This window comes from Chryseobacterium daecheongense (assembly GCF_003729955.1).
GTDB classification, from domain to species: Bacteria; Bacteroidota; Bacteroidia; order Flavobacteriales; family Weeksellaceae; genus Chryseobacterium; species Chryseobacterium daecheongense.
The window spans coordinates 257,243-279,182 of the sequence record NZ_RJTX01000002.1 but is presented as its reverse complement, the minus strand read 5'-3'; the positions used below and the strand labels follow the sequence as shown (position 1 = coordinate 279,182).

General features: G+C 37.2%; 18 protein-coding genes. 4 read left to right on the top strand and 14 right to left on the bottom strand.

All coding sequences use genetic code 11. The features are described from left to right. Positions 1-2 precede the first annotated feature (2 nt). The 14 genes from EGI05_RS09710 to tssO all read right to left on the bottom strand — a co-directional run bounded on the left by EGI05_RS09710 (position 3) and on the right by tssO (position 18,162). A complete protein-coding gene (locus EGI05_RS09710; protein ID WP_123262866.1) occupies positions 3-485 on the bottom strand; it encodes a hypothetical protein in 483 nt (160 codons plus the stop codon). Then, a complete protein-coding gene (locus EGI05_RS09705) occupies positions 469-1,797 on the bottom strand; it encodes a hypothetical protein (RefSeq protein WP_123262865.1) in 1,329 nt (442 codons plus the stop codon). Before EGI05_RS09705 ends, EGI05_RS09710 begins: the two co-directional genes overlap by 17 nt. A gap of 11 nt (positions 1,798-1,808) precedes the next feature. Next, positions 1,809-3,740, bottom strand: a complete 1,932-nt coding sequence (locus tag EGI05_RS09700) for a type VI secretion system Vgr family protein (protein ID WP_123262864.1) — start codon at positions 3,738-3,740, stop codon at positions 1,809-1,811. Between the two features lie 46 nt (positions 3,741-3,786). Continuing rightward, positions 3,787-4,638, bottom strand: a complete 852-nt coding sequence (locus EGI05_RS09695) for a lytic transglycosylase domain-containing protein (protein ID WP_123262863.1) — start codon at positions 4,636-4,638, stop codon at positions 3,787-3,789. Positions 4,639-4,733: 95 nt separating this feature from the next. Then, complete coding sequence (locus EGI05_RS09690; protein WP_123262862.1) at positions 4,734-7,229, bottom strand: ATP-dependent Clp protease ATP-binding subunit; 2,496 nt, start codon at positions 7,227-7,229, stop codon at positions 4,734-4,736. Positions 7,230-7,494: 265 nt separating this feature from the next. Continuing rightward, the gene (gene tssD, locus EGI05_RS09685) at positions 7,495-7,899 is read right to left on the bottom strand and encodes a type VI secretion system tube protein TssD (protein WP_185144968.1); all 405 of its coding nucleotides are present in this window, start codon (positions 7,897-7,899) and stop codon (positions 7,495-7,497) included. A 188-nt stretch (positions 7,900-8,087) separates the two neighbouring features. Next, on the bottom strand, positions 8,088-9,059 hold the full coding sequence (locus EGI05_RS09680; RefSeq protein ID WP_123262860.1) for a hypothetical protein: 972 nt from the start codon (positions 9,057-9,059) through the stop codon (positions 8,088-8,090). 42 nt (positions 9,060-9,101) lie between these two features. Continuing rightward, positions 9,102-10,157: a hypothetical protein gene (locus EGI05_RS09675; protein ID WP_123262859.1), complete on the bottom strand. Its 1,056-nt coding sequence runs from the start codon at positions 10,155-10,157 to the stop codon at positions 9,102-9,104. Between the two features lie 3 nt (positions 10,158-10,160). Further along, positions 10,161-13,055, bottom strand: a complete 2,895-nt coding sequence (locus tag EGI05_RS09670) for a peptidoglycan DD-metalloendopeptidase family protein (protein ID WP_123262858.1) — start codon at positions 13,053-13,055, stop codon at positions 10,161-10,163. 19 nt (positions 13,056-13,074) lie between these two features. Then, the gene (locus EGI05_RS09665; protein WP_123262857.1) at positions 13,075-13,578 is read right to left on the bottom strand and encodes a DUF4280 domain-containing protein; all 504 of its coding nucleotides are present in this window, start codon (positions 13,576-13,578) and stop codon (positions 13,075-13,077) included. A gap of 93 nt (positions 13,579-13,671) precedes the next feature. After that, positions 13,672-16,071, bottom strand: coding sequence for a type VI secretion system protein TssR domain-containing protein (tssR, locus tag EGI05_RS09660; protein ID WP_123262856.1), 2,400 nt, complete (start codon positions 16,069-16,071; stop codon positions 13,672-13,674). A gap of 53 nt (positions 16,072-16,124) precedes the next feature. Beyond that, positions 16,125-17,036 carry a PKD domain-containing protein gene (locus EGI05_RS09655; RefSeq protein WP_123262855.1) on the bottom strand — a complete coding sequence of 304 codons (912 nt, stop codon included), beginning with the start codon at positions 17,034-17,036 and terminating at the stop codon, positions 16,125-16,127. A 53-nt stretch (positions 17,037-17,089) separates the two neighbouring features. Beyond that, entirely contained in the window at positions 17,090-17,614 is a 525-nt protein-coding gene (locus tag EGI05_RS09650; protein WP_123262854.1) for a type VI secretion system transmembrane protein TssO, read from the bottom strand. Positions 17,615-17,625: 11 nt separating this feature from the next. Continuing rightward, entirely contained in the window at positions 17,626-18,162 is a 537-nt protein-coding gene (gene tssO, locus EGI05_RS09645; RefSeq protein WP_123262853.1) for a type VI secretion system TssO, read from the bottom strand. 178 nt (positions 18,163-18,340) lie between these two features. On the opposite strand from tssO, the gene EGI05_RS09640 reads away from it, so the two are divergent. The 4 genes from EGI05_RS09640 to EGI05_RS09625 all read left to right on the top strand — a co-directional run bounded on the left by EGI05_RS09640 (position 18,341) and on the right by EGI05_RS09625 (position 21,919). Further along, positions 18,341-19,012, top strand: coding sequence for a response regulator transcription factor (locus EGI05_RS09640; protein WP_123262852.1), 672 nt, complete (start codon positions 18,341-18,343; stop codon positions 19,010-19,012). A gap of 139 nt (positions 19,013-19,151) precedes the next feature. Then, positions 19,152-19,442 carry an HU family DNA-binding protein gene (locus EGI05_RS09635; RefSeq protein ID WP_002984212.1) on the top strand — a complete coding sequence of 97 codons (291 nt, stop codon included), beginning with the start codon at positions 19,152-19,154 and terminating at the stop codon, positions 19,440-19,442. 370 nt (positions 19,443-19,812) lie between these two features. Then, the gene (locus EGI05_RS09630) at positions 19,813-21,372 is read left to right on the top strand and encodes an Rne/Rng family ribonuclease (protein WP_123263368.1); all 1,560 of its coding nucleotides are present in this window, start codon (positions 19,813-19,815) and stop codon (positions 21,370-21,372) included. Between the two features lie 79 nt (positions 21,373-21,451). Beyond that, a complete protein-coding gene (locus EGI05_RS09625) occupies positions 21,452-21,919 on the top strand; it encodes an OsmC family protein (protein WP_123262851.1) in 468 nt (155 codons plus the stop codon). The last annotated feature ends 21 nt before the right edge of the window (positions 21,920-21,940 follow it).

Sequence of the window (21,940 nt, the reverse complement as noted above, 5' to 3'; positions counted from 1 at the left end):
ATTTAATAGATATAGAGGTATGCATTTTTGGTCTCCATCGATTTCTGTCCGACTTTATAAGAACCGAATGAACATCCTAAAAATCTTTTCCCTCCATAATCCGGGGTATTTTTAAAATCATAAAGAATTACTTCTTTTTTATCATTGAATGTGATCTTGAGACTATCCGTAGTATGTAGTGATAGCTTATCATTTAACTTAATAACGTTAGAAGCTGTACCATTCTCAAAATTATAAGGTAGTTCTGAAATTACTTTGCCACTTCTTATCTGTTCGATTTTTGCTCCAGTCAATATTTTCTTTTCATACTGCCCTGCAAAAGATAAGAATAACTGTTCCTGCCCTTGTCTTAAATTGATAACATTATCATTACCACATTGGTTTTCTTTTTTTTCTTCGGACACCGCATTCGTCTTCTGACATGAAGTACATGAAATACTAAGAAAAATAATGATGAAATATATAATTCTATTTAACTTTAACATACCCATAATAATTGTGTATAAAATGATCCATTGTAATAGGTGCCTTTAAATATACAGTATTTCCTCCCCATGAATACACCTTGAAATTGAGTGTATAAAAGATTTCTCCTTTCCCGTTTAAATTTTGTAAAGTGGCAATAGGGGTTTCCAATACGACCCAGTGATATTCCAATGCAAAAAGATTGGATAATTTATCTTCAGTTTCATCGATAAGATCGGAATCAATCATTAACATTAATCTGTAACCTTGAGAGATCTGCTCATTAATGTCTTCGATCATTTTCCATACAATCCTTTTATTATAATGTCTTGGCTTTTTGGTGGGATCATATACTCCATTTGAGGAAACTTCCTTATAACCCAGTAATTTTTCAGACAAATTAGTAACCACCCATGGCCAGTTAATCGCCCGGAATTCTTCGTCTCCTCCTTTATATTTTGGGTTATCTGTATTCCTTGTTCCCGCAAGAGTTACATAATCGATTAAAGGCATGCTTCCCGTATTCATAGGATATCCTTTTGTATTGACTTTCTTTTCCAATAATTCTTCAGCAGGTTTTACGGTATACTGATTAAAGGTGGCTTCACCTGTTCTGAATAAACGTTTGGCAAATGTTTTATAGGCTTGAGGCTGCTCTTTGGCAAAAAGATAGAACAGACAGGCCATTCCGCAAAGAGAGGTTCCGCTTTGATTGATACTCCACGGTTTTTTATTATCCACTCTTTCTTTTAACTCATCCTCTACCCTTTTCCCATCAAACCATCTAAAGCGGTTGTGTTTCCAGATTTTAAGGACACCTCCTTTTTTAATATTGGAGATATAGGCTTTAATTTCAACATTGCACCCACAGGTATTTGTATTTCCCGTGAAGGCAATCTTGATTGTCTCTCCTCTTACATCACCCTGCAGGTTATTCTCATAATAAACTCCCGTATCCGGGTCGGTATAAGATAAAGCCCACCTGATACTTTTTAAGTTGGGCGGGGCTCCGTTTGTATATTTTTTAACCTTGAAGGTATAGGTCTTTCCAAAAATGAGTCCTTTTTTAGTATTGGTACCCGTTCCGTCATTAGCTGAACCATCGTCTAAATCAGTCAGCCTTTCTATTTCCAACACTTCTGTTGTTTTCGGAATTTGTCTTCCTCTGTTGGCATCATTGTTCACACCTCCTCCTGATCCGTTCTGAACATGTCTTCCCCCCGCCGTATTTTTGGTATACCTGCTTTCCTCAAGGATCTGACCCTGAGCGACTCCTCTTATATTCTTGGCGAATATCTGTATCTGTCCTTTTTTTTGCTGTTCAGTTCCCATATGCAAACTGTTTACGCATTATGTCCTTTCTCGCCTGAAAGATTATGGATGGTTTGTTCGCTGTTCTGTATATAATCTTTTGTGGCGGCCACTTCTATTCCTTCCATAGCATTTTTGTGAATATCATTGGCCTCATAACTATAGTTTTCAGAAGCTACTTTAAGGATATTGGTAGCGTTCAGGCTATAATCTAATGTTGCATTCTGCCAGATATTGGCTCCTGCGGTTTCCATAATATTCATTCCTACGGAATTGCTTTTATTCATTCCCACTGTAGTAGTCATATTTTCAGTAACATTGATGTTCATATTTTTACAGTTCAATGTCATGGTTTCGGGAGCAGTAATGGTGATATTACTTCCTGTTGTATCCAGATGGATTTTATTGCCGGATTTATCTGTGATAATGATACTTTCATCTTCGGTAAATACGATCCTGTGCCCACTTCTGGTTTGAATGGATTTCACCCTGTTATCTACACCACCTCCCAATCCAACTCCACCATGGAACATTCCTCCCATTACGAAAGGTCTGTCAGGATGACTATGTACAAAATTGATCATCACCTGATCGCCTACTTCCGGAACGGCCACGTATCCTCTGTTTTCCGTAACACGATCCGTACCTCCTGCATCCGGGCTCATGACGCGTACAAAATGGGTCCCTTCACTATTTTGCCAGTCGAATTTCACCTGTACTCTTCCCTGGCTTTCCGGATCCGCATTGGAAATCACCGTAGCAATCTGAGGCTCTGCTTTGGGAATAGTGAAGTCCGGCTTCGGAAGGAAGCCTGTATCGGCTGCAATGGCTTCAAAGCTGCCTTTATAATGTCCTATTGTATCAATTTCATGAACCGCTTCTGTAACCATTATTCTGGTGAAATAAGATGTTTCATTGGAATCCGGTTTGCGCATCTGCACATCTGCAATACAACCCGGGTGTAAGAAAGGAACCGTTGTACTTCCTGATAATGAGAATACATTGACAGCCTGACTTCCTGATATACTTTTCTGTGAATACTCCACATCAAGATGAGTTGATGCTTTGATGGGAGCTACCTGTAAAGCGGGTGTTTTATAAATTTTATCATTATGTTCATAAGCAGTTTTGGCCAGATCCCCTACATGTTGTATAGGAGTGGCTCCGGATGTCAGTTTTTCATTTTTACTGCTGTTGTAGCCATAAAACTGCGGCTTGGTATGTACTGCTTTTAATTCTACTTTTATATCATTGGCATTGCTTCCGTAAAGTAATTTGATGGGTTTATTCTGAGGAGGAAGCTTTCCGAAATGAAGCACTTCCCCATCATAATAGAATTGTTCTCCATACGCCTCCGCCATTCTTGCCAGATAATTATAATGGGTCTCATCGTACTGGCAGCTGTAGATGATCTGGGAATAATCATTGGCATCCACTCTTACGTCAAAACGGCTTTTATCGATTCCCTGCTTGATGATCTCTTCAGCAATAATACCCATATTGACAGGCTGATCTCCTCCAAAACTCTGAATATGAGGTGCTCCATCCAATAAAATAGTCGGGCTATAGCCGGATAAGACAATATTCCCAAGACTCATTTTTTCCTGGCTGAAGCCCACTCCGGTAATCACTCCCACGAATGTTCTTTCCGGACTATTATCAATGTCTTTATAAGAGATAACAGCAGTTAAGCGTTTTCCTAAAAATTTATTGGCTTCTTCCAGTGTATGCGTTTGGCGGCTTCCTAATGTATCATGAGCCAGAGTAAGTGTGAATTCATGATGTCTCTGTGCACTCTGCTTCAGTCTGAAATGTTTGTAATATTTAATCACCTTGCCTTCTATGACCAAAGATAATTTCACCAAACGGTTGATACCGGTATGATGGTTCTCCGAAACTCTGTCTGCATTCTGAGACGGCTTAAACGAAGGATTTTTCAACATATTTTGTGATTCTGCTTTCATATGATCTGTGTTTGGTAGATTAATAGTATCGCTTAGTGTTTATATTTTATTTACTTCCCTGTTTGATGGACCGGGACAGTATTTTATTCTTTTTCAAAAGAAAATCCGGCATTAAATCCATAGGAAGATAGAAAAGGCTTTCTCCTTTGTTTTGAAGCTCCTCCATAATTCCGGGATTCCATGCGAGTATTTCATCAACGTTTATTTTAAGCTCGTCTGCAATAACATCCAGGTTGAATCCTGCATTAATTTCTGTTTCGGATAATGAAGCGTTATTTTTTCTGCTTCCCCCTTCTGCAAAAAAGACAGTATTCATCCGTGAATTGTTGTAATTGGCCAGTACACTTTGAAGCTCACCTGTTGCATAGCATGCATTCAGATATTTTTTCACGTGATTAATGGTTTCTTCAGGAAGGTATTTATAAAAGATGTGATATTGTGATGATCCTGCTGCGGACATCGCTTTAGCAATATTTCCTTCCCCACAGTTATAAGCTGCCACAACAGTGATCCAGTTATTATATTTTTTATAAAGGCTTGCTAAGGAAATAACAGCCGTTTTTGTACTTTTATAAAGATCTGTACGGTTTTGTTCCGAAAGGCCATACTGATTCGCATGTGACGTCATAAACTGCCATACTCCCACTGCTCCTGCATGAGAAGTGATGGTTCTGTCGAAATGGGATTCTATGAGTGCCAAATTTCTCAAATGTTTCGGCAACCCTTTTTGAACCAGGGAATACTCAATAAATTCAACAATCTCTTTATTGGAATTAATAATGCTTTTATACCGTTTCACACTGCTTTCCGAAGTATCGGATGCAGAAAGAAACTGCCCTTTCACAACCTGTGAAAAGCTTATCAATAGTATTGCTAAAAGGGTGTTTTTGAGTTTCATATTATTATTTTAGCGAAGAAAGCAGGAAAGATGAAGAAGATTATGCACCATGGTGTGGTATTTTTTCTTTGTTTTCATCCTGGTTTCTTTGCTTATTACTCTACTTTCCAAGTTAATTTTTCTTCGTCCTTGTTCCAGTCTACATGAATGGTCTGTCCCGATTTCACTTCTTCTCTTACGATCATTTTGGAAATCGGCCTTGCCAGCTGGGCACGGATCACTCCTGAAATCTGTCTAGCCCCATACTTACTGCTGAATCCGCCCAATGCCAGGTTTTTGACAGCTTCATCACTGATTGTAAGAGCCATTCCTAATCTCGTTAATGAAGCATGTAAGGATTTCAACTGGATATTGAAGATTCTTTCCGCAATAGATTCCGTGATCGGTGCAAAAGGAATAATTTCCGTAATCCTGGCTAAAAATTCCGGTCTGAATCTTCCTGAATTGGACATAATCTGCATCAATGAAGATGATTCTGGGATTTTTCCTTCTTCAAACTGTTTCACAATCTCTTCACTTCCGATGTTGGACGTAAATAAGATCAAAGCATTGCTGAAGTCACCTTCTTTGCCAAGCTTATCATGAACTTTTCCTTCATCCATGATCTGTAAAAACACATCAAAAACGGAGTGATGCGCTTTTTCTATTTCATCAAATAAAACTACAGTATAAGGTTGCTGTCTGATTTTGTTAACCAACATTCCTCCTTCTTCGTAGCCTACATATCCCGGAGGTGCTCCGTATAAAAGTGCTGCGGAATGTTCTTCTTTAAATTCAGACATATCGAAACGTACCATTGCTTTTTCGTCGTTGAAGAGCAATTCTGCCATAGATTTTGCCAATTCTGTTTTCCCGGTTCCGGTAGGTCCCAGTAAGAAGAATGAACCGATTGGCTGTCCTGGTTTATTTAAGCCGCTTCGGTTTTCAACAATGGCATCCGAAAGGATTTTCAGGGCATGATCCTGGCCTACTACTCTTTTCAGTAAAAGAGATTCCATATTCAGGAGCTTCTCTTTTTCCTGCGCCTGGATTTTCCCGATCGGAATATTGGTTTTTGCCGCCATTACCGCCGCCAATTCCAAACGCCCTACCTTTTCTCTTTTTTTGGAGGCATGTTCTAATAATTCTGAATAAGTATCATCAATAATTTTCTGGATCTGTTCCACCGGCATTGAATTGTCAATGGTTGGCTGTTCGCTTAGAGATCCCCACAGAATCGGACTGATTTTATCTCTTAACAGGTTATAGGTCCAGATCAGTTCGTCTGCTTTGTCTTTTGGGTCAGGGTATTCTTCCTGTAAAATAGCATTGTATCTTTCTTTCCAGCTTTCCAACTCTTTTTCGGAAAGCTCATCGAGCATTTTAATGGCCGCCATTGTTCTGTCTAAAAGATCGATGGCAGCATCCGGCAGTTTTTTTCCCTTCGCATATCGTTTTGCCAAGCGTACACATTCCGGAAGGGCTGTTTTTTCAACTTCGATGTTGTGGTGTTTTTTATAACCCTCAAGAAGAACATCAATCATTTTTACGCAGGTTTGCTCGTCCGGTTCATTGACTGTCAGAACTTCAAAACGACGGTTGAAAGCCTGTTCAGGTTCAATGATCTTTCTGTATTCTTCCTGGGTTGTGGCACCGATAACGGTAATTTCACCTCTTGCCAATTCGGGCTTCAGGAGATTTGCAACGTTTCCGATACTTCCTTTAGGATCTAAAAGAGTATGGATTTCATCAATAAACAGGATTGCTTTTTCTATTTTTTTGCATTCATTGATGACTTTTTTCAAGCGGTCTTCAATTTCGCCTTTGTACGATGTTCCCGCCAGTAAAGCTCCTGTATCAAGTTCCAGAAGAGTGGCATTTTTAAGCATTTCAGGAACATTGCCTTTGGTAATTTCAATGGCAAATCCTTCTACCAAAGCTGTTTTTCCTACTCCTGGCTCTCCAATGATGATCACATTCGGTTTGCTTCTTCTGCAAAGGATCTCTACGAGCATTCTCAGCTCTTTGTCTCTTCCGATGATGTTTTCCAGTTCTCCTTTTCTGGCTTGTGAAGTTCTGTCTACACAATAGTTTTTAAGGGAAGGGAATGAGGAATCTGAAAAGTCTGAGCCATTGGAAAACAGAGAAGGAAATTCTCCGTTCTCTGAAGCTGCAAACGGGGTATCTTTTCTGTAAAGATTGAATATTTCGTGTTCTCTAAGTGGCAATGATTTAAGCTGCTGTAAGCTAAAAGCAACTTGTGGCTTAACAATAGCCGTTAATATACAAATCGGAGTAATTTCATCCAGTCCAAGTTTCAGCCTGATATCATCAGCTTCTTCCAAAATGTTATCCACCGCTTCACCTTCCTGTATTTCTTCGGGAAGATGGGTAGTTTTGGGTTCATCTTCAATGCGTACATCTGCCCATTCATAGAAATAGCCGGGATCTTTATCAATGCTTTTCAGAAATTCATTCAAGCCGATATCTTTATGCATTAAAGCCTGAAGAATATGCGGACCTTCATAAGTTGCATTGTAGTTTTCCCTTGCTATGGATTGAGCTATATGAAAAAGCTGTTTTACTGTTTCGTTGGTTACCAGGACTCCCATTGTAATATTTTTCTCAAAATTTATTAATATATCTGATTTTGGTGTATTTCTCTGATGATGTTTTTGTTAAATTTCTTTAACGCCTAAAACTATTATCATTGAAATTTTTATTCTATACTAAGATATTGGTTTTTTTTAATAATATAATAATATATCTTCAAAATGTGATATAACGGCATTCAACGGCAATATGCCGCATCTTTCAATGGTAAAAAAAGACCGCCTTTTGGACAGTCTTTTTTATGAATGTTAATTGGTTTTTCTGTTAGTTAACAGGCCAGATTCCATCGAAAGAGGCATTTCCGTAATTGATCTTCTCTGCACTCACTACGAAACTGATCAGCATATTGTTGCTGTCAATGGCATCGAAGTCCACTTCATGCTGAATTACATATCCGTTCTCCCAGTTCAAAGTAATCAATGTTCCTTCTTCGTGAGATTTGTTGAATGTAATTTCTCCTGAGGTTGGCTTGTATTTCCCGTTTAGTAAGCTTTCCAGGATATCTGATTTATCCGTAGCTTCTACAGTAAGTTTGATGATGGCGTTGGACGGATCTGAAGCTACTCTTCCTGATACGTCTGTAGATCTTGATACACTGTAATTAAGCTTTAATAATTTTTGACCTTCACCTCCGTTGAATTTTAAGATTCCTCTTGAATTGTTTGCCATGATTGTAAATTTTAATCGTTAATAATATTTTGTGATTTGGTGATTGTGTAACAAAGATAAAACCGTTATTTTTTTTTTGAAAATTTTCAAATGCAATTTTTATTTTTTGTCGTATTTCTACGATTTGATGTCGTAATTCTACGATCATAGATTTAAAAAACAGTTAAAAACACTGCATTCATAAGCTTTTAAAGCATCTCATAAACTGATAAATTCGTTGTGTATTTGACACTGTATTGAGAAATATTATAATTGATTTCTATATTTTTAACAATCCCTGTTTTTGTATAAAGCGTAAATTTCCCTGTATAATCCAGATCATTTTGAACCTGAGCATAGTGAAGATTTTGTAACAAAGTAATTTCTTCTGTGTAATGAATATCTTCTACTCGTTGGGCAATGGTTACGGGAATACTTTCATAAGTAATAAAATGATCAAATATAGATACTCCGTTTTTGAAAGTATTTCTTATCGGAGTAAAGTACATTCTGATGAAAGCATCTTCTTTCATTCTTTCATCGAAGAGTTTTTCATTCTGTACGGCATATTCAAATTCTTCAATATACAAGGCAGCATACTGATCGGGAAAAAGATCAGATAATCTTTCTTTTATTTGCTGAAAACGCTCTGTGATTTCTTTGGTCAAGCTTATTTTTAAAACTTTGCCTTTTGCATTGGTTCTGATCTCAACGGGATTCAACGCTTTGATACATTCTGCAGCCAGGTCTCCCATTTTCCCTCCGTTTTCACTACGGATATTATCCTTGGATAGATGGAATATATGCTGATCATCCTCTTTGCGTATCCATTGCAGAGCGACTTCAAATGAAGTTGTGCTATTTTTTATAGGACTATTTTCCGTGGCATTGGTTTCAATAATCCGTACCTGATACTTTTGCTGCAATCCTTCCGGATTGAAATTCAATGCAGGATTAAGCTCACGTTTTTTGAAGGGAGCATCATTTCTGCTATTGTATTCCTTGATCTTAACAATATCCGGAATCAGCAGTTTTTTTCCCGGTGACAATTCATTTCCTATGCGTTCATTCCTCCCACAATGTTCATTATGGTATTCTTTCAGGTATTTTGGGTTTTCTAATTTGATTTCATCGGAAATACTTTGCAGAGTTTCTCCGGGCAGGATAAAGTGAACTATCATTTATAGTTTTTTATTCTACAGCATTATTGCCGGTTAAAATATTTATTGTTTTTTTAATTCATAAGAGTTGCTGTCTCCTGAAATCTTATCCATAAAAGTGCTTTTCAACATATACTTATTGTTGTTTTTGCTGATCGTAAAGACTGAGCTTGGATTATCTTTTTCATTAAGCACTATTTCATCAGATGTTACACGAACGATAGTTAACTCTTTTTTGAGGTTTTCTATATAACTATCAAGTTGATATTTAGCAGAGTTTTTATCAATTGTTATAACAATGGTACCCCATCCCCGCGGATCACCGGACTCTTCTTTCATTCTTAAGAATCTGCAGGAATAAGAACCGATCCACTGTTGATTTACCTTCTGATCAGCAAATGAGTTCTGGTTACTTTTCGCTACTTTCCCGATTACAGTTTTCAACATCATGAATTGTGGTGGATTCATTTTGGAAATCTTCATATCCGGCTGGCTGGTTTGCCCGCTGAAAAACAGAAATGGTAATTCTTTTTGATTTTCCGGCTGAGTATGGTTGTCGTCTCTAGGAAAATTATTATTCAAAGAAACCTGAATTTCTTTTTTCTGATTTACGATTACACCTTTTATATCATTAGGATATGCCCACATATACTGCCCCGGAAAACGGTTGTCCAGCAAAACAGGATTGAAATACAGGATGGGTTTTTGTTGTTTACCTGATATATCATAAATCACATAATCTGCACCATCTTCATCTCCCTGAATTCTGACAATTTCTTTTTCCGCATCATCATCAAGATTGATCAGCCATTTCTTATTAATGCTTCCCCAAGGAAAAACAAACTCATGGAGGAGCCGGCCTTTTTTAAACCAAAATTCATGGGTATTGGTGGCATTGGCATCTGTAGCTGTAATGATGACTTCTTTTTCTTCATCATTATCAATATCAACTTCTTCCTGGGTTTCTATTTTTAGTCCAGAAGGAATAGGATACATTTCTTTATCAGTTTGTCCAGTTGCCTTGGTCTCTACAATAGTTTTAGGCGAAGCTTGACTTTCCTTACAGGAAAGTTCTAATATGCCCAATGCTATCAGGCAAAAAATTGTTTTGAATTTCATTCTTTATTGTCCTGTTTGTGTATTCTGATCTGGTGCTTTGTTCACGGCGCTTCCTAATTCTGTTACTTCAACGAGCGGATCAAAAGAAGGTTTTGACATTTTTTCTTTTCTGACTTCAAAATGTAAGTGAGCCATTTTAGCAGCTTGTCCATTAGCATTTCCAGTCTGTCCGGTTTTTCCGATAGGATCTCCTGCACTTACCTGCCCTGTTTTATATTCTGAAAGGTGACTATACATCAAGAAATATTTCTGACCTTTATATGTTCCTTCAAGGAAAATTCTGTTTCCATAACCTCCCGGATCTTCTAAATAGGTTACTTCCCCATCAATACTTGCATAAATAGTGGTTCCTACAGGTGCATATAGATCCAAACCGTCATGCTTACCACCTGTTCTTCCATGAAAATCACTTTTGCCAGGAGACCATTGAGTTTCTGAATACCATCCTCTCAGCTCCATTCTGTCCAAAGGCTGATGCCACTCTGAACTGCTTCCGCTCTTACCGCAATTGCATTGGATTCCGAATTCTTTCATGAATCCTTTTTTAATATGCAGATCGGTGTTTCCGGCAAGCTCCTCTTTCAAATATTTTTCATATTTCGCCAAAGCGGTCTCCATGGTCTGATTAGGTTGCCCATATCTTCCCGGAGGTAAACTTGCCCATTCGTAGCTACCATATTGCTCTAAAGACTCTTTAATCTGGTTTTTAGTGATCAATTCTAAACTTCCTTCTCTTTTATGCTTTAAAATAATGATACAGAGTTTATCCTGTGATTCTGCAGTAAAATCCGGAATGTTATATTTTTTTACATAATCATGGGATTCTTCATATACTCCTGCTTTTTTGTTGTCATCCGTCAGTTTTTCTCCTTTTAACCACCACCACGTATATCTCATAATCTGATAAGCTCCTGCTGCAGAAGAAGAATAATTACCTGCCGTAATAACGTTTTCCGGGTGTTTGCTCATATCGGTAAATTGAGTCCCGCTGTATTGGGTAGTATATCCTTTTTCACCTTCCGTTCCTTCTCCTACTCTCAACATTCTCATAAATGCTCTTATCCTTGCCTCACATTCACAGTTTTTACCAATCATGAAATAGGCTCCGTCTTTCTTCAGGAATTCTCCTTCATGCTTTTTCACGTTTCCGTTGCATTCTGCTTTTAACCAAAGATACTCCGATATTTCTTTATACAGATCAAAGGTGATCTGGTCATTTTTATTATAGACATTTTGGGTTAATACTTTTTCAATATCTTCAATTTTTGCAAATTTTTTCTGTTCGGCAAATTCTTTTTTTATTTTATTGGCAATGATTTCCGCAATCTTCTTTTTCTGTTGGGGCGTTGCCGTATTATTCCCATCTTTTCCGAAAGAATAGGTATGAGTGCCATCCTTAATTCCTTTTAATTTTTCTTTCCAGGTTTTAAGATCTTCAGGAGATTTCGGACGAAGTTTTATTTTAACTTTAGCTATTCCGTTTTGAGCAGTAGCTTTTAATGCAGTGATCTCATTACCGTTTTCTTTGGCTTCAAGAACAGGCAGATCTGCATCTTTCCCAACTAGAACAGCATCTTTCTCTTTTATTTTAATAGTGACTTCTTTTCCATCCAAAAAAGCGGTTTTTGCCACAACAAAAACTTCTTCTTCTAAAGGTGCATTATTAATTTTTACCAATTCAGGGCCTAACTTGTATAGAGTAAAGGATATACTTTCTCCTTTTTTATAAGAAGTATTGGTAAGGGCGGCCTTAATATCGTCGAGCTTAGCATACTTTTTATCAGATTTCACCTGCGCATCTACTCTTCCTTTAATAATACCCGCTACTTTATCTTTATCAATATTGTTATTATTACTCTGGAAAGTATACTTATGCTGTCCAGCAGCTTCTGAGGTTTCTTTCTTAAATTCTTCCTTAGCAAAATACGCATCCAATAGTGCTTCTATTTTAACCTCTTCCACTGTCGTTGTACTTTTCCCTCCGGCAGCCGGTGGCGTCGGGTTTTGCTGAGGCTTTATTGTCCCTTTGGCTTCTCCATTATCCCAGAGTTCGTCCAATAGATCCAGGGCTTTATCTATAATCCCTTTTTTCTCTTTTTCTGATTCGGGTTTTTGAGCTGCGGGAGAACCTTGTGCTTTTGGCGGTGCAGCAGGTTTGGACTGTTGCTGCTGAGGCTGCGGTTTCGGTTTTGGCTTATCTTTAGGAATCTCAAAAGCAAGAGGATTCTGAACATCCACATTGTTAGTGGCGTGTTTTTTATTTCTGTAATATTCTACCGTAACATAAAACTCCAGTTCTTTCTGATCGGTTTCGCCTTTCATGGCTTTTTGCATTAAGGCTTTTGTTAACTGGAATTCTACACTGGCTTCTCCATTTCGTCCTACGGTTCCCTGCTTGGTTTCAATCACCAGGTTATTCGCATTATGCTTGTCACCATTAGCATCATCCTCCCAAAGAGTGAAAGTTAATTTCTGCCCTGTAAGGTTCACACATTGTGCTTTCGCAACCAGCTTTTCCATATAGCTGAAAACAGAACCTTTGGTATCATCCACATAGAAAAGTTCCACTTTATTGATTTTGGGAACTTCCATCGGTTGTGGATTAATTTCTATGGTACTTGATCCTCTGCCTTCGGCCTCATATAAATAGGCTTCCAAGCGATAGGTGTGCTTTTGGGCAACTTCCCCGAAAGTAAAGCTGCCGTCTCCTGTTTTTTTAATATTGGTGGTTGTAAAACGTCCATTAGGTCGCTTTTTAAACAATTCCCATGTCACCAATGCCGGATTACGTTTTTCCTTTGGTGTCCCGGAATACCAGTCTGTAATGGTATAGGTGGTCTTCTCTCCAACTTTCGGAGTTGGATTCCCGGATATTTTTGAAACTCCTCTTTTTGACATAGCTGCAGATATTTAACGTTTAATAAGCATCTATTTCATTTTCTTCCACTGTTTCTTTGAAGTCATCCATTTTCACAAGAGGATTGATGTGCTGAACAGTTTTAGAGTCTGCATTTTTTACATTCTGCTTAGTCATCTGCCCTCTTTGTCCATGATCTTTGATGGTAATAAGTCCTCCCACCGAACATTGAAGCTCGGAAACTTCCGTCACACATTTTTTGCCCATGACCAATGTTTTTTCATAGGTTTTCTGCCATTTTCCGGCCGGGGCATACACACATGGTAAATATCCGCCTGAAGAAGGTCTCAGCTTGCATTTTCCAAAGCTGGGTCCTGAAGGATTGAACTGAAGATCATCTTCTGTTACTGCCAAATAATCTGCTTCTCCATCTGAATCATTCCAAAAGTGTTTCTGATGGGTCGTTACTTTATACTGCGGGAATTGATCACCCTGATTGCATTGGGCTTTACCCTTCTGGATGACAAAATGCTTGCCATCATGAGGTGATGATTGATTGGACATATTTTTGTGATTTGGGTGATATAAAGATAAAAAATTTTCAATACAACATAAAAAAGCAGAAATAAAATTCTGCTTTTTACATCTTATAACTATTTAATGTTTAGTATATTCCGGTTCTTCAACAGGTAACATCGTTGGCATAAAGTATTCATTCAACCAATAAAAGGTCTGTCCGTTTTGCTGTATTTTTACTGCCGGATTATTTCTGTGAGCAAGCATTCTATCTGACAGGTCTTTGTAATGACGGAAATAATTTCTCACCGTTTCATTGGTTACTATTTTAGACTTTTTCCAACCTTTAAGCTTGTATTTGGACATCAGTTCTTCATCCGAATTGTCAAAACCAGTACTTATTCCAACGGCATAAGACATTGGCTGCTCATATAATTCTCCTTTGTCCAGGAATTTTATAGTCGGGTTATATTTTTTCAGAAGTCTGATATATTCTTTCATAGCTCTGGACTGGCTGAAATCTGATCTTGCAGCTCCTGTTTTTTCATAGACTTCAGTATAAAAAGCCTTAAGATTATCATACTCTCCTTCCGAGATCAGAATTCCTTTTTCCAAACCTGGTTGGAAGTCTTTCAATTCTTTCGGAATATATCCTTTTACTAAAAACGGACTACCATAGTTGATCAGCTGAGCGGCAATTCCTGCCGGAACCGGGTTGGTAAGTCCAGGATATAAATATTTGTATTTCAAATCTACATCTGTTCTTCCCGCTCCTACAGAAGAATGGAAATAATCGTTAAGAGATTTATCTAAGGTTTCATTATCCAGCGTTACCTGGGCAATCAGACTGTCAACCGATTTTTTAAGGTATCCCGGAGTTGCAATGTCCCCTTTTTTAGGGAAAATAACAAAACCTTGAGACATACTCTGTTTCGGATAGTCCAGGGAGAAGAAACCTTCATCTCCTTCAATCAGGTTAAAATTATTTTTAGTTAAAACATCATTTTGATTAATGATTTTCTGTTTTTTAAGCTCCGCAATATTTTTAGCGGTATTGGTCACTACATTTTCAGCCATCAATACAAAATCATTGTAAGTGTCCGATGATCTTGCACTGGTCTGGAACATGATCAATCTTGCCTGTGCCTGCGTAAGGGAATTAATCACCCCATACATATTTCCGCTTTGATTGGCTGAAGTTCCTACTGTCACCACAATATTGGTTTCATCCGGGAAATTGGAAAGCAGATTTCCTGCTGCAATCAACCCTTCATTCACGGGTTGATAGCCATTGTTGCTTGGACAGTTCATTTCATTAGTTTTCTGGTCAATGAATGTCGTAATCTTACTATAATCGTTGCTTAAAGGTGAAACGGCAACGTTATCTCCACAAGAATTATTTTTATATAAAACCACTCCATATTTCACGGAACTGAAATAAGATGGCTTTTCAAACCTAAGCTGTAGATCTTGTAATAACGACTTTACAATCGGAGCATAGGGTGCATTTGGAGCACTGATATCTAAGGCAAAAACAATATTGATTTTCTTATTTTTCTCTGTAATCTCTCTGTAACGGTCAAAATAAATCGGTTCACCCAATACATTGAAAACATAGTTTTTACTATAGTCTAAAATATTCGTAAAATATTTTGTCTTGGAATCCGGAGTCGGAGTGTCCGTTAATGCTAAATTAACCGGGAAAATATTTTCAAGCGGAGTTCTTTTATTAACGTCGGTAAGAAGTATCGCGGTTCTTCCTTCTGCATCTGTCCCACCAGGTGATCCCTCATGAATTCCTAATGCAGTTTCCGTAACGCCCGTCGTATTTTTCATTTTCACTGCGGAACGCTCTCCCCATGCCGAAATCACATTGGAGCTTACCCAGCCGTATAAACCTGTATCAATGCTATCCAGATCAATGGATGGCCTTTTACCGACAAGGAACCTTTTATTGTTTTCAGCTTGTTTGTAAACATACACCATTTGTCCATTTGGAATTTTTACATTCGCGGTTTCTATGAGGCTTGGAGAATTGAATACCATAATGGAGTCATTCTTATAATATCTTTCGGCATTCCTGATTACATCGCTGTTGCTGGGTACTACAGCCACTCTTACAGGATAACCCGTTTTTTCATTTTTTAAAGAATTGTTCCAGAGAAGAAGATCAGATTCCGAAATCCATCCGTAGGTTTTGATGGATTTGGAAGATACTTTCTTCATTAAAGCATCGGGTACATATTCCGCCACTTTTACCATTCCGTCTCTGTGCTTTAAAACCATTAAAGGTTCTAAAAATTTCACTTCTTTATAGGATTTTTCGTCACTTTTATCAAGATAGGCCGTATTTCTGGACCTGTCTGAAATTACAATCCATGGAACTGACTTTTTAGGAAAACCATTGATCACAGTTGAATTGTCAACCTGTCCGTATTGTGATGGTTCCGGAGTTTTTTTGGAAGGTAATTTTACCTGGCAACTGGTTAATAAAACCGAAATGCCTATATAATATGCTGCTAAAGGAAGTTTATTTTTCATCCTATTTATATTTTATGATTGGTGGTGGAGCCTGAAAGAAGCCAGGCTGTTAATTATTTGCTCTGGTTGATGTCAACTTTGGTTACACAGTTCTGTGTATCGTCAAAATTTACTTTTACAGTCTGGATGACATTGTTTTTATCAAACTGAAGTCCTGCACAATACATATAGAAATTGTTCACTTTACTGTCATTTACTTTTACAACCGTATTTTCGTTGTTACATAAATAGGTTCTCAATAAATAATTGTAATGCGTATTGAAACTGTTGCCATTAGCAATCTGTTGCAGGTGGTATTTGAAATCGTTGTCAATCTTTTCATAAGCATCCTCTACAGACACTTCTTCCTGTTCCAAAGAATTATAGGCCGGAAGGATTTTGATACGGTGCGTAACAGGCTCCATACTTTCATCCGTAAACAAGGTAACGATATAATCACCCGGTTGTTTGTAAGAATAAATGGCTAATTTTTCCTTAGAATCCGTATTTCCTGTTTCTCCGAATTTCCATGCGAATTGTTTAGCGTCCGAAACAGCACGGAACTGAATGTTCTCAAACTGCATTCCCTGAGACTGAGCATCAATGGTTGTTCTCATTTTAGCCGTATCTTTAGGTTTCGGAAGTCCTCTTGCAGAGACCATTACAGGAAAGGATTTGGAATATTTATTATCAATAATCAGGGTTACCTGATAATATCCCGGCTTGTCATAAAAATGGATCCCGCTGCTCTTATCAGAGGTTGTACCGTCTCCAAAGTTCCATTTTTTGGTTTTGGCAAATTGTGTCTTATCTTCAAATAAAAGAGTATCTCTTACAGCCAATGAAGACGGATAAACTACGCCTACAATATCATCTGCGGAATGGATCACTTTTTTCTGAAGCCACAATGCAACAAGCGCTGCAATGAGCAAGGTTGCTATGACACCAATGATAATGTTCTTTTTGTTTTTTTGAAAATAATTCATAGTTAATAATTGTGATGTATGTTTTGTGTTTTGTGGTGATGTTGGGTGTGTATTTACTGGCTTCGTGCTTTCAGGGCGGTTTCCCGCTGGAAAAGCTGGTTCTGCTTATCCTTGAATCCTATACGGCATTCTTCCACTTGTTTTTCAAATTCTTTTATGTCTTCCGTTGTCGTTGAAATAATTTTCTTGTCTTCGAAGTACATCTTATAAAATTTGGCAATCTGCGGATAGGCATCTTTTCTGATATCCACAACTTCATTACTCTGATAGTAGTTGGCAATATCATTGATTCCGTACATAATATTGTTTTCAACAAATGGTTGTGGCACTTCATCTGTCAGTTTTCCTATTTGTGCAAATGTACTGTCCTGCAAACGTCGGGTAAATTTTTGCTGTTGATCGAATTTAGCTTTCTGTTCCAGATAACGGATAGAAACAATATCTTCATCGGAAAACGGCGATTTATATCCTTTCAGAAAAATAATCCCTAAAAATATAAGTGCTGCCAAAAGCATTAATATTAAGTAAAAGAACTGATAATGCTTTTCTTTTTTAGATAATGTAATGTGTCCTTGCATACTTTGTGTTTTTATCTTCGTCTTCTTCCTCCTGAAAATTTTCTGGTAGGATCTTCTCTCAATTCACTGTTCGCTCTTCCTACTTTGCCCATACATTCTTCCAGATCTCTAAGGACCATCTGTTTTCTATATGCTACTTTATTGATCTGTGTCTTTAAGTTAAGCATAGGCTCTATTTGTTTCATCAGGACAGCATAATGTTTAAAATTATCTACACTGTCTTTGCCCATAATATTTTTGGCATCTATAACGTTATCCATTATATAGTTTCTGAGAATAATCTCATTATCCACCTTGTTGATATCAAGCTGGTTCATTCTATAATAGATACTATCTACATGAGTTCGTAAAAGATCACTGCGAGTGAGCAGTTCTTTATAAGCATCCGCTTCTCTGCTGATTCCCTCTCTTTGGGCATCATAGCTCTTGAAAAAGAAAAAAACACAGCAGAAAGAAACTGCTGATAGAACGATAAAGGATAAGGCAAACTTCCAGATGCCTATCCTGACGTCTGATTGGTTTAATTTTTTCTCCCTATTCGAAGACATATTTTGTGATTTGTTTGGACCGTGAAATTATGAAAAAAAAATTTATGCACAAAAATTATATTTTTTTAGTATAAAAGCCTTAAACGATTAATTAATTTAAGATTAATTTTCACTTTCATAAGTTTTTCATAAATTAGGCCTCTGAATTTTAAATATCAGCCACCAAATCGATATTAAAATGAATAAACTCTTAACTAATACTGTACGATTTTCCATCGCAGACAGTGATTTTTATTTTAAAAAAATCATGATCAAGACGCTCCTGGAAAATCCGTTCTATATGCTTCTTAATGACTGTAATAACGGCCATGAGCTTGTGAACAGGATTTACAGAAGGCAGGAAGACGTATTCGTCGTAGAACTGTTCATGCCAGTATTAAGCGGAATAGAAGCCATAAAATATATCCGGAAAAACAATAACGAAACACCTATCATTACCTATTCCGGAACATATCAGGAAGATATGGCCGAAATTCTTGCTAAAATCCCGAACTTATATTATTGCGAGAAAAAAAGCAATATTATTAAAGATATCATCAAAGGAAAGGTAACCTCCGATACGTTTGACTACGAATCTTACACCAAAGAATGGGAACAACAGCCCCTTGCTGTTCAGGAATATATGGAGCGGCAGAAAAAAAGCCAGGAAGAATTATCCCCTACCGAAATACAGCTGATGAAATTCTGTTATGAAGGTTTCAGCAATAAGGAAATCGGGGAAAAACTCAACCTAAGCACCAGGACCATTGATACTTACATTAACCGACTTACGGAAAAGCTTGGTCTTAAAACAAAGCTTCATCTCATCCGCTTTTGTGTAGAAAACGGCTACTATAATTCCAGCATGTAAATGTCACTTAAGACACCGTTCATATAGAGTAAACATAAAAACTTCAATCATTTACCAAAAAATATTTTGCCACTAATTTGCTAGTATTCAATTTTTTTAAGTAAATTTGCACACCTAAAATTTAAAATTAAAAAAGGAAATGACAAAGGCAGAATTGGTAAACACCATCTCAAATAAGTTGGGAACCGAAAAGAATGAAACACAGAAAGTTGTAGAAGCTTTTATGCAGGAGATCAGAACTTCTATGTACAATGGAGATAATGTTTATCTAAGAGGTTTTGGTTCTTTCATTATTAAGACAAGAGCTGCTAAAACGGGAAGAAATATTTCTAAAAACACTGCAATTGAAATCCCTGCACACAATATTCCTGCTTTCAAACCTTCAAAATCTTTTGTTGAGAAAGTAAAAACCAAAGTTGCAGTAAAATAACAACATTAACTGAATATTAACTAGTTACTAAAAAATTAAAATTATGCCAAGCGGAAAGAAAAGAAAAAGACACAAGGTTGCAACTCACAAAAGAAAGAAAAGAAGAAGAGCAAACAGACATAAGAAAAAATAATCTCTTTTTCTTGAGATCTACAATATAATAATATAGTTGGTGATTTTAGTTTTTTAAAGTTCGCCGACTATATTTTTGTTTTTGCAACTATTAAGATAATAGAAATAAAGGGTTTTTCATTATTTTTCCATATAGTATTTGCAGTTTTCCTTAGTAATCCTTAAATTGAAAACTGATTCATTTGAGAAAAACCTATGTCTATTTCCTACCATCTTAACAATTTTATCTTATAACAAAATGAAGAAAGAACTAATAGTTTCGCATGAAGATGTATATACAAAGATTGCATTGCTGGAAGACGGAAGACTATGTGAACTTCATGAGGAAGAAGACAAAAGTGATTTTATAGTTGGAGATTTGTTTATAGGAAGGGTAAAAAAACTGGCGCCTAATCTTAATGCCGCCTTCGTAAATATTGGCTATGATAAAGATGCTTTTCTGCATTATCAGGATCTCGGCCCACAATATCTTACCTACAAAAAGTTTTTAAAAGATACCATTTCTAAGAAGCAAAGCACTTCAAGCTTAAAAAACTTTGAAATACAGCCTGAAATTGACAAAAACGGGACAGTAGAAAAGGTAATCGCCAAAGATGATCTTGTCCTGCTCCAAATCACTAAAGAACCTATTTCCACCAAAGGTCCGAGGATTTCCACACAGCTTTCCTTAACAGGACGTTTTTTGGTTCTCATCCCTTTTGATAATAAGGTTTCCATTTCTAAAAAAATCAGAAGCTCTGAGGAAAAAGAAAGATTAAGAACCCTTATTGAAAGTATCAAACCTGAAGGATTCGGTGTTATTATCAGAACCGTAGCCGAAGGAAAAAAGGTAGCTGATCTTCATAACGATATGAACCAGCTGATCGAAAAATGGGAAACCACCTTCAAAAACATTCAAAGAAATAAGGTTCCGGCTAAAGTTTTAAGCGAAGAAGACAAAGCCTCCGCTATTTTAAGAGACAATTTCAACCAGGATTTTGTAAGCATTATCTGCGACGATGAGCAAATGGTCCGGGAAATGAAAAATTACCTGGAAATCATTGCCCCTGAAAGAAAAAATATTGTCCAGTTTTACGACTCACACATTCCACTTCTGGAATATTACAATGTTGAAAAGCAGCTTAAACAAAGTTTTGGAAAACACGTCAACATTCCAAGTTCAAAAGGAGCTTACCTCGTAATTGAACATACAGAAGCTCTCCACGTCGTCGACGTCAATTCCGGGAATAATATTACTACCGGAAATACTGCCAATAAGGAACACGCCTTAAAAGTCAACAAAATGGCAGCCACAGAAATCGCAAGGCAATTGCGTCTCCGTGATATGGGAGGAATTATCGTGATCGATTTTATTGATATGCCCAACCCAGATCACAGAAAAGATTTGTATGAACATCTGAAAGAAGAAATGAAGCGTGACAAAGCACGCCACAAGATTTTACCTCCGAGCAAATTCGGACTGATACAGATTACCAGACAGAGAAACCGTCCGGAAAAACAGATCGAAACCAAAGAAGAAAACCCGAACAAAGACGGAGAAATCGTAGCTCCGATTGTGATTGTGGAAAGAATGGGAGAAACCATCAGAAACATCATGCAGAAAGAAACAGGAAAATTATATCTGCATGTGCATCCATTTGTGGAAGCTTATCTTACTAAGGGGATTAAAAGCATCCAGATGAAATGGTTTATGAAATACAAAAAGTGGGTAACCATCATCCCAAGGGATTCTTTTAAATATTTAGAATACAGGATCTATAATTCGAAAAAAGAAGAATTGATAGGATATTCTAATTAGCAAAATACAACCTCTGGTTTTCCAGAGGTTTTTTATTTAAATTAACATCATAAATCCAGGATCATTAAAACAGCTAAAAATGAAAGAACATCACTACAAAGCAACCATTCAATGGACAGGCAACAAAGGAACAGGAACCAGCGGTTATCGCAATTATGAAAGAAGCCATACTATTTCCATAGAAAACAAAGCAATTATTGAAGGCTCTTCAGACCCTGCATTCCGTGGTGATCAAACAAAATATAACCCTGAAGAAATGCTTTTGGCTTCACTTTCCTCCTGCCACATGCTATGGTATCTCCATTTTTGCTCCGAAGAAGGCATCATCGTTACAGAATATATTGATCATGCAACAGGGATTATGGCCGAGAAAGAAAACGGAAGCGGTTATTTTAAAGAAGTCACCCTACATCCTATAGTCATTGTTACTGAAGAATCAATGGTTAAAAAAGCCAATGAGCTTCATCATAAAGCCAGCGAATTTTGTTTCATTGCCAATTCAGTCAATTTCCCTGTAAAACACATCCCTACTGCAGCAACAATTTAATTATACATCAATCAATAGAAA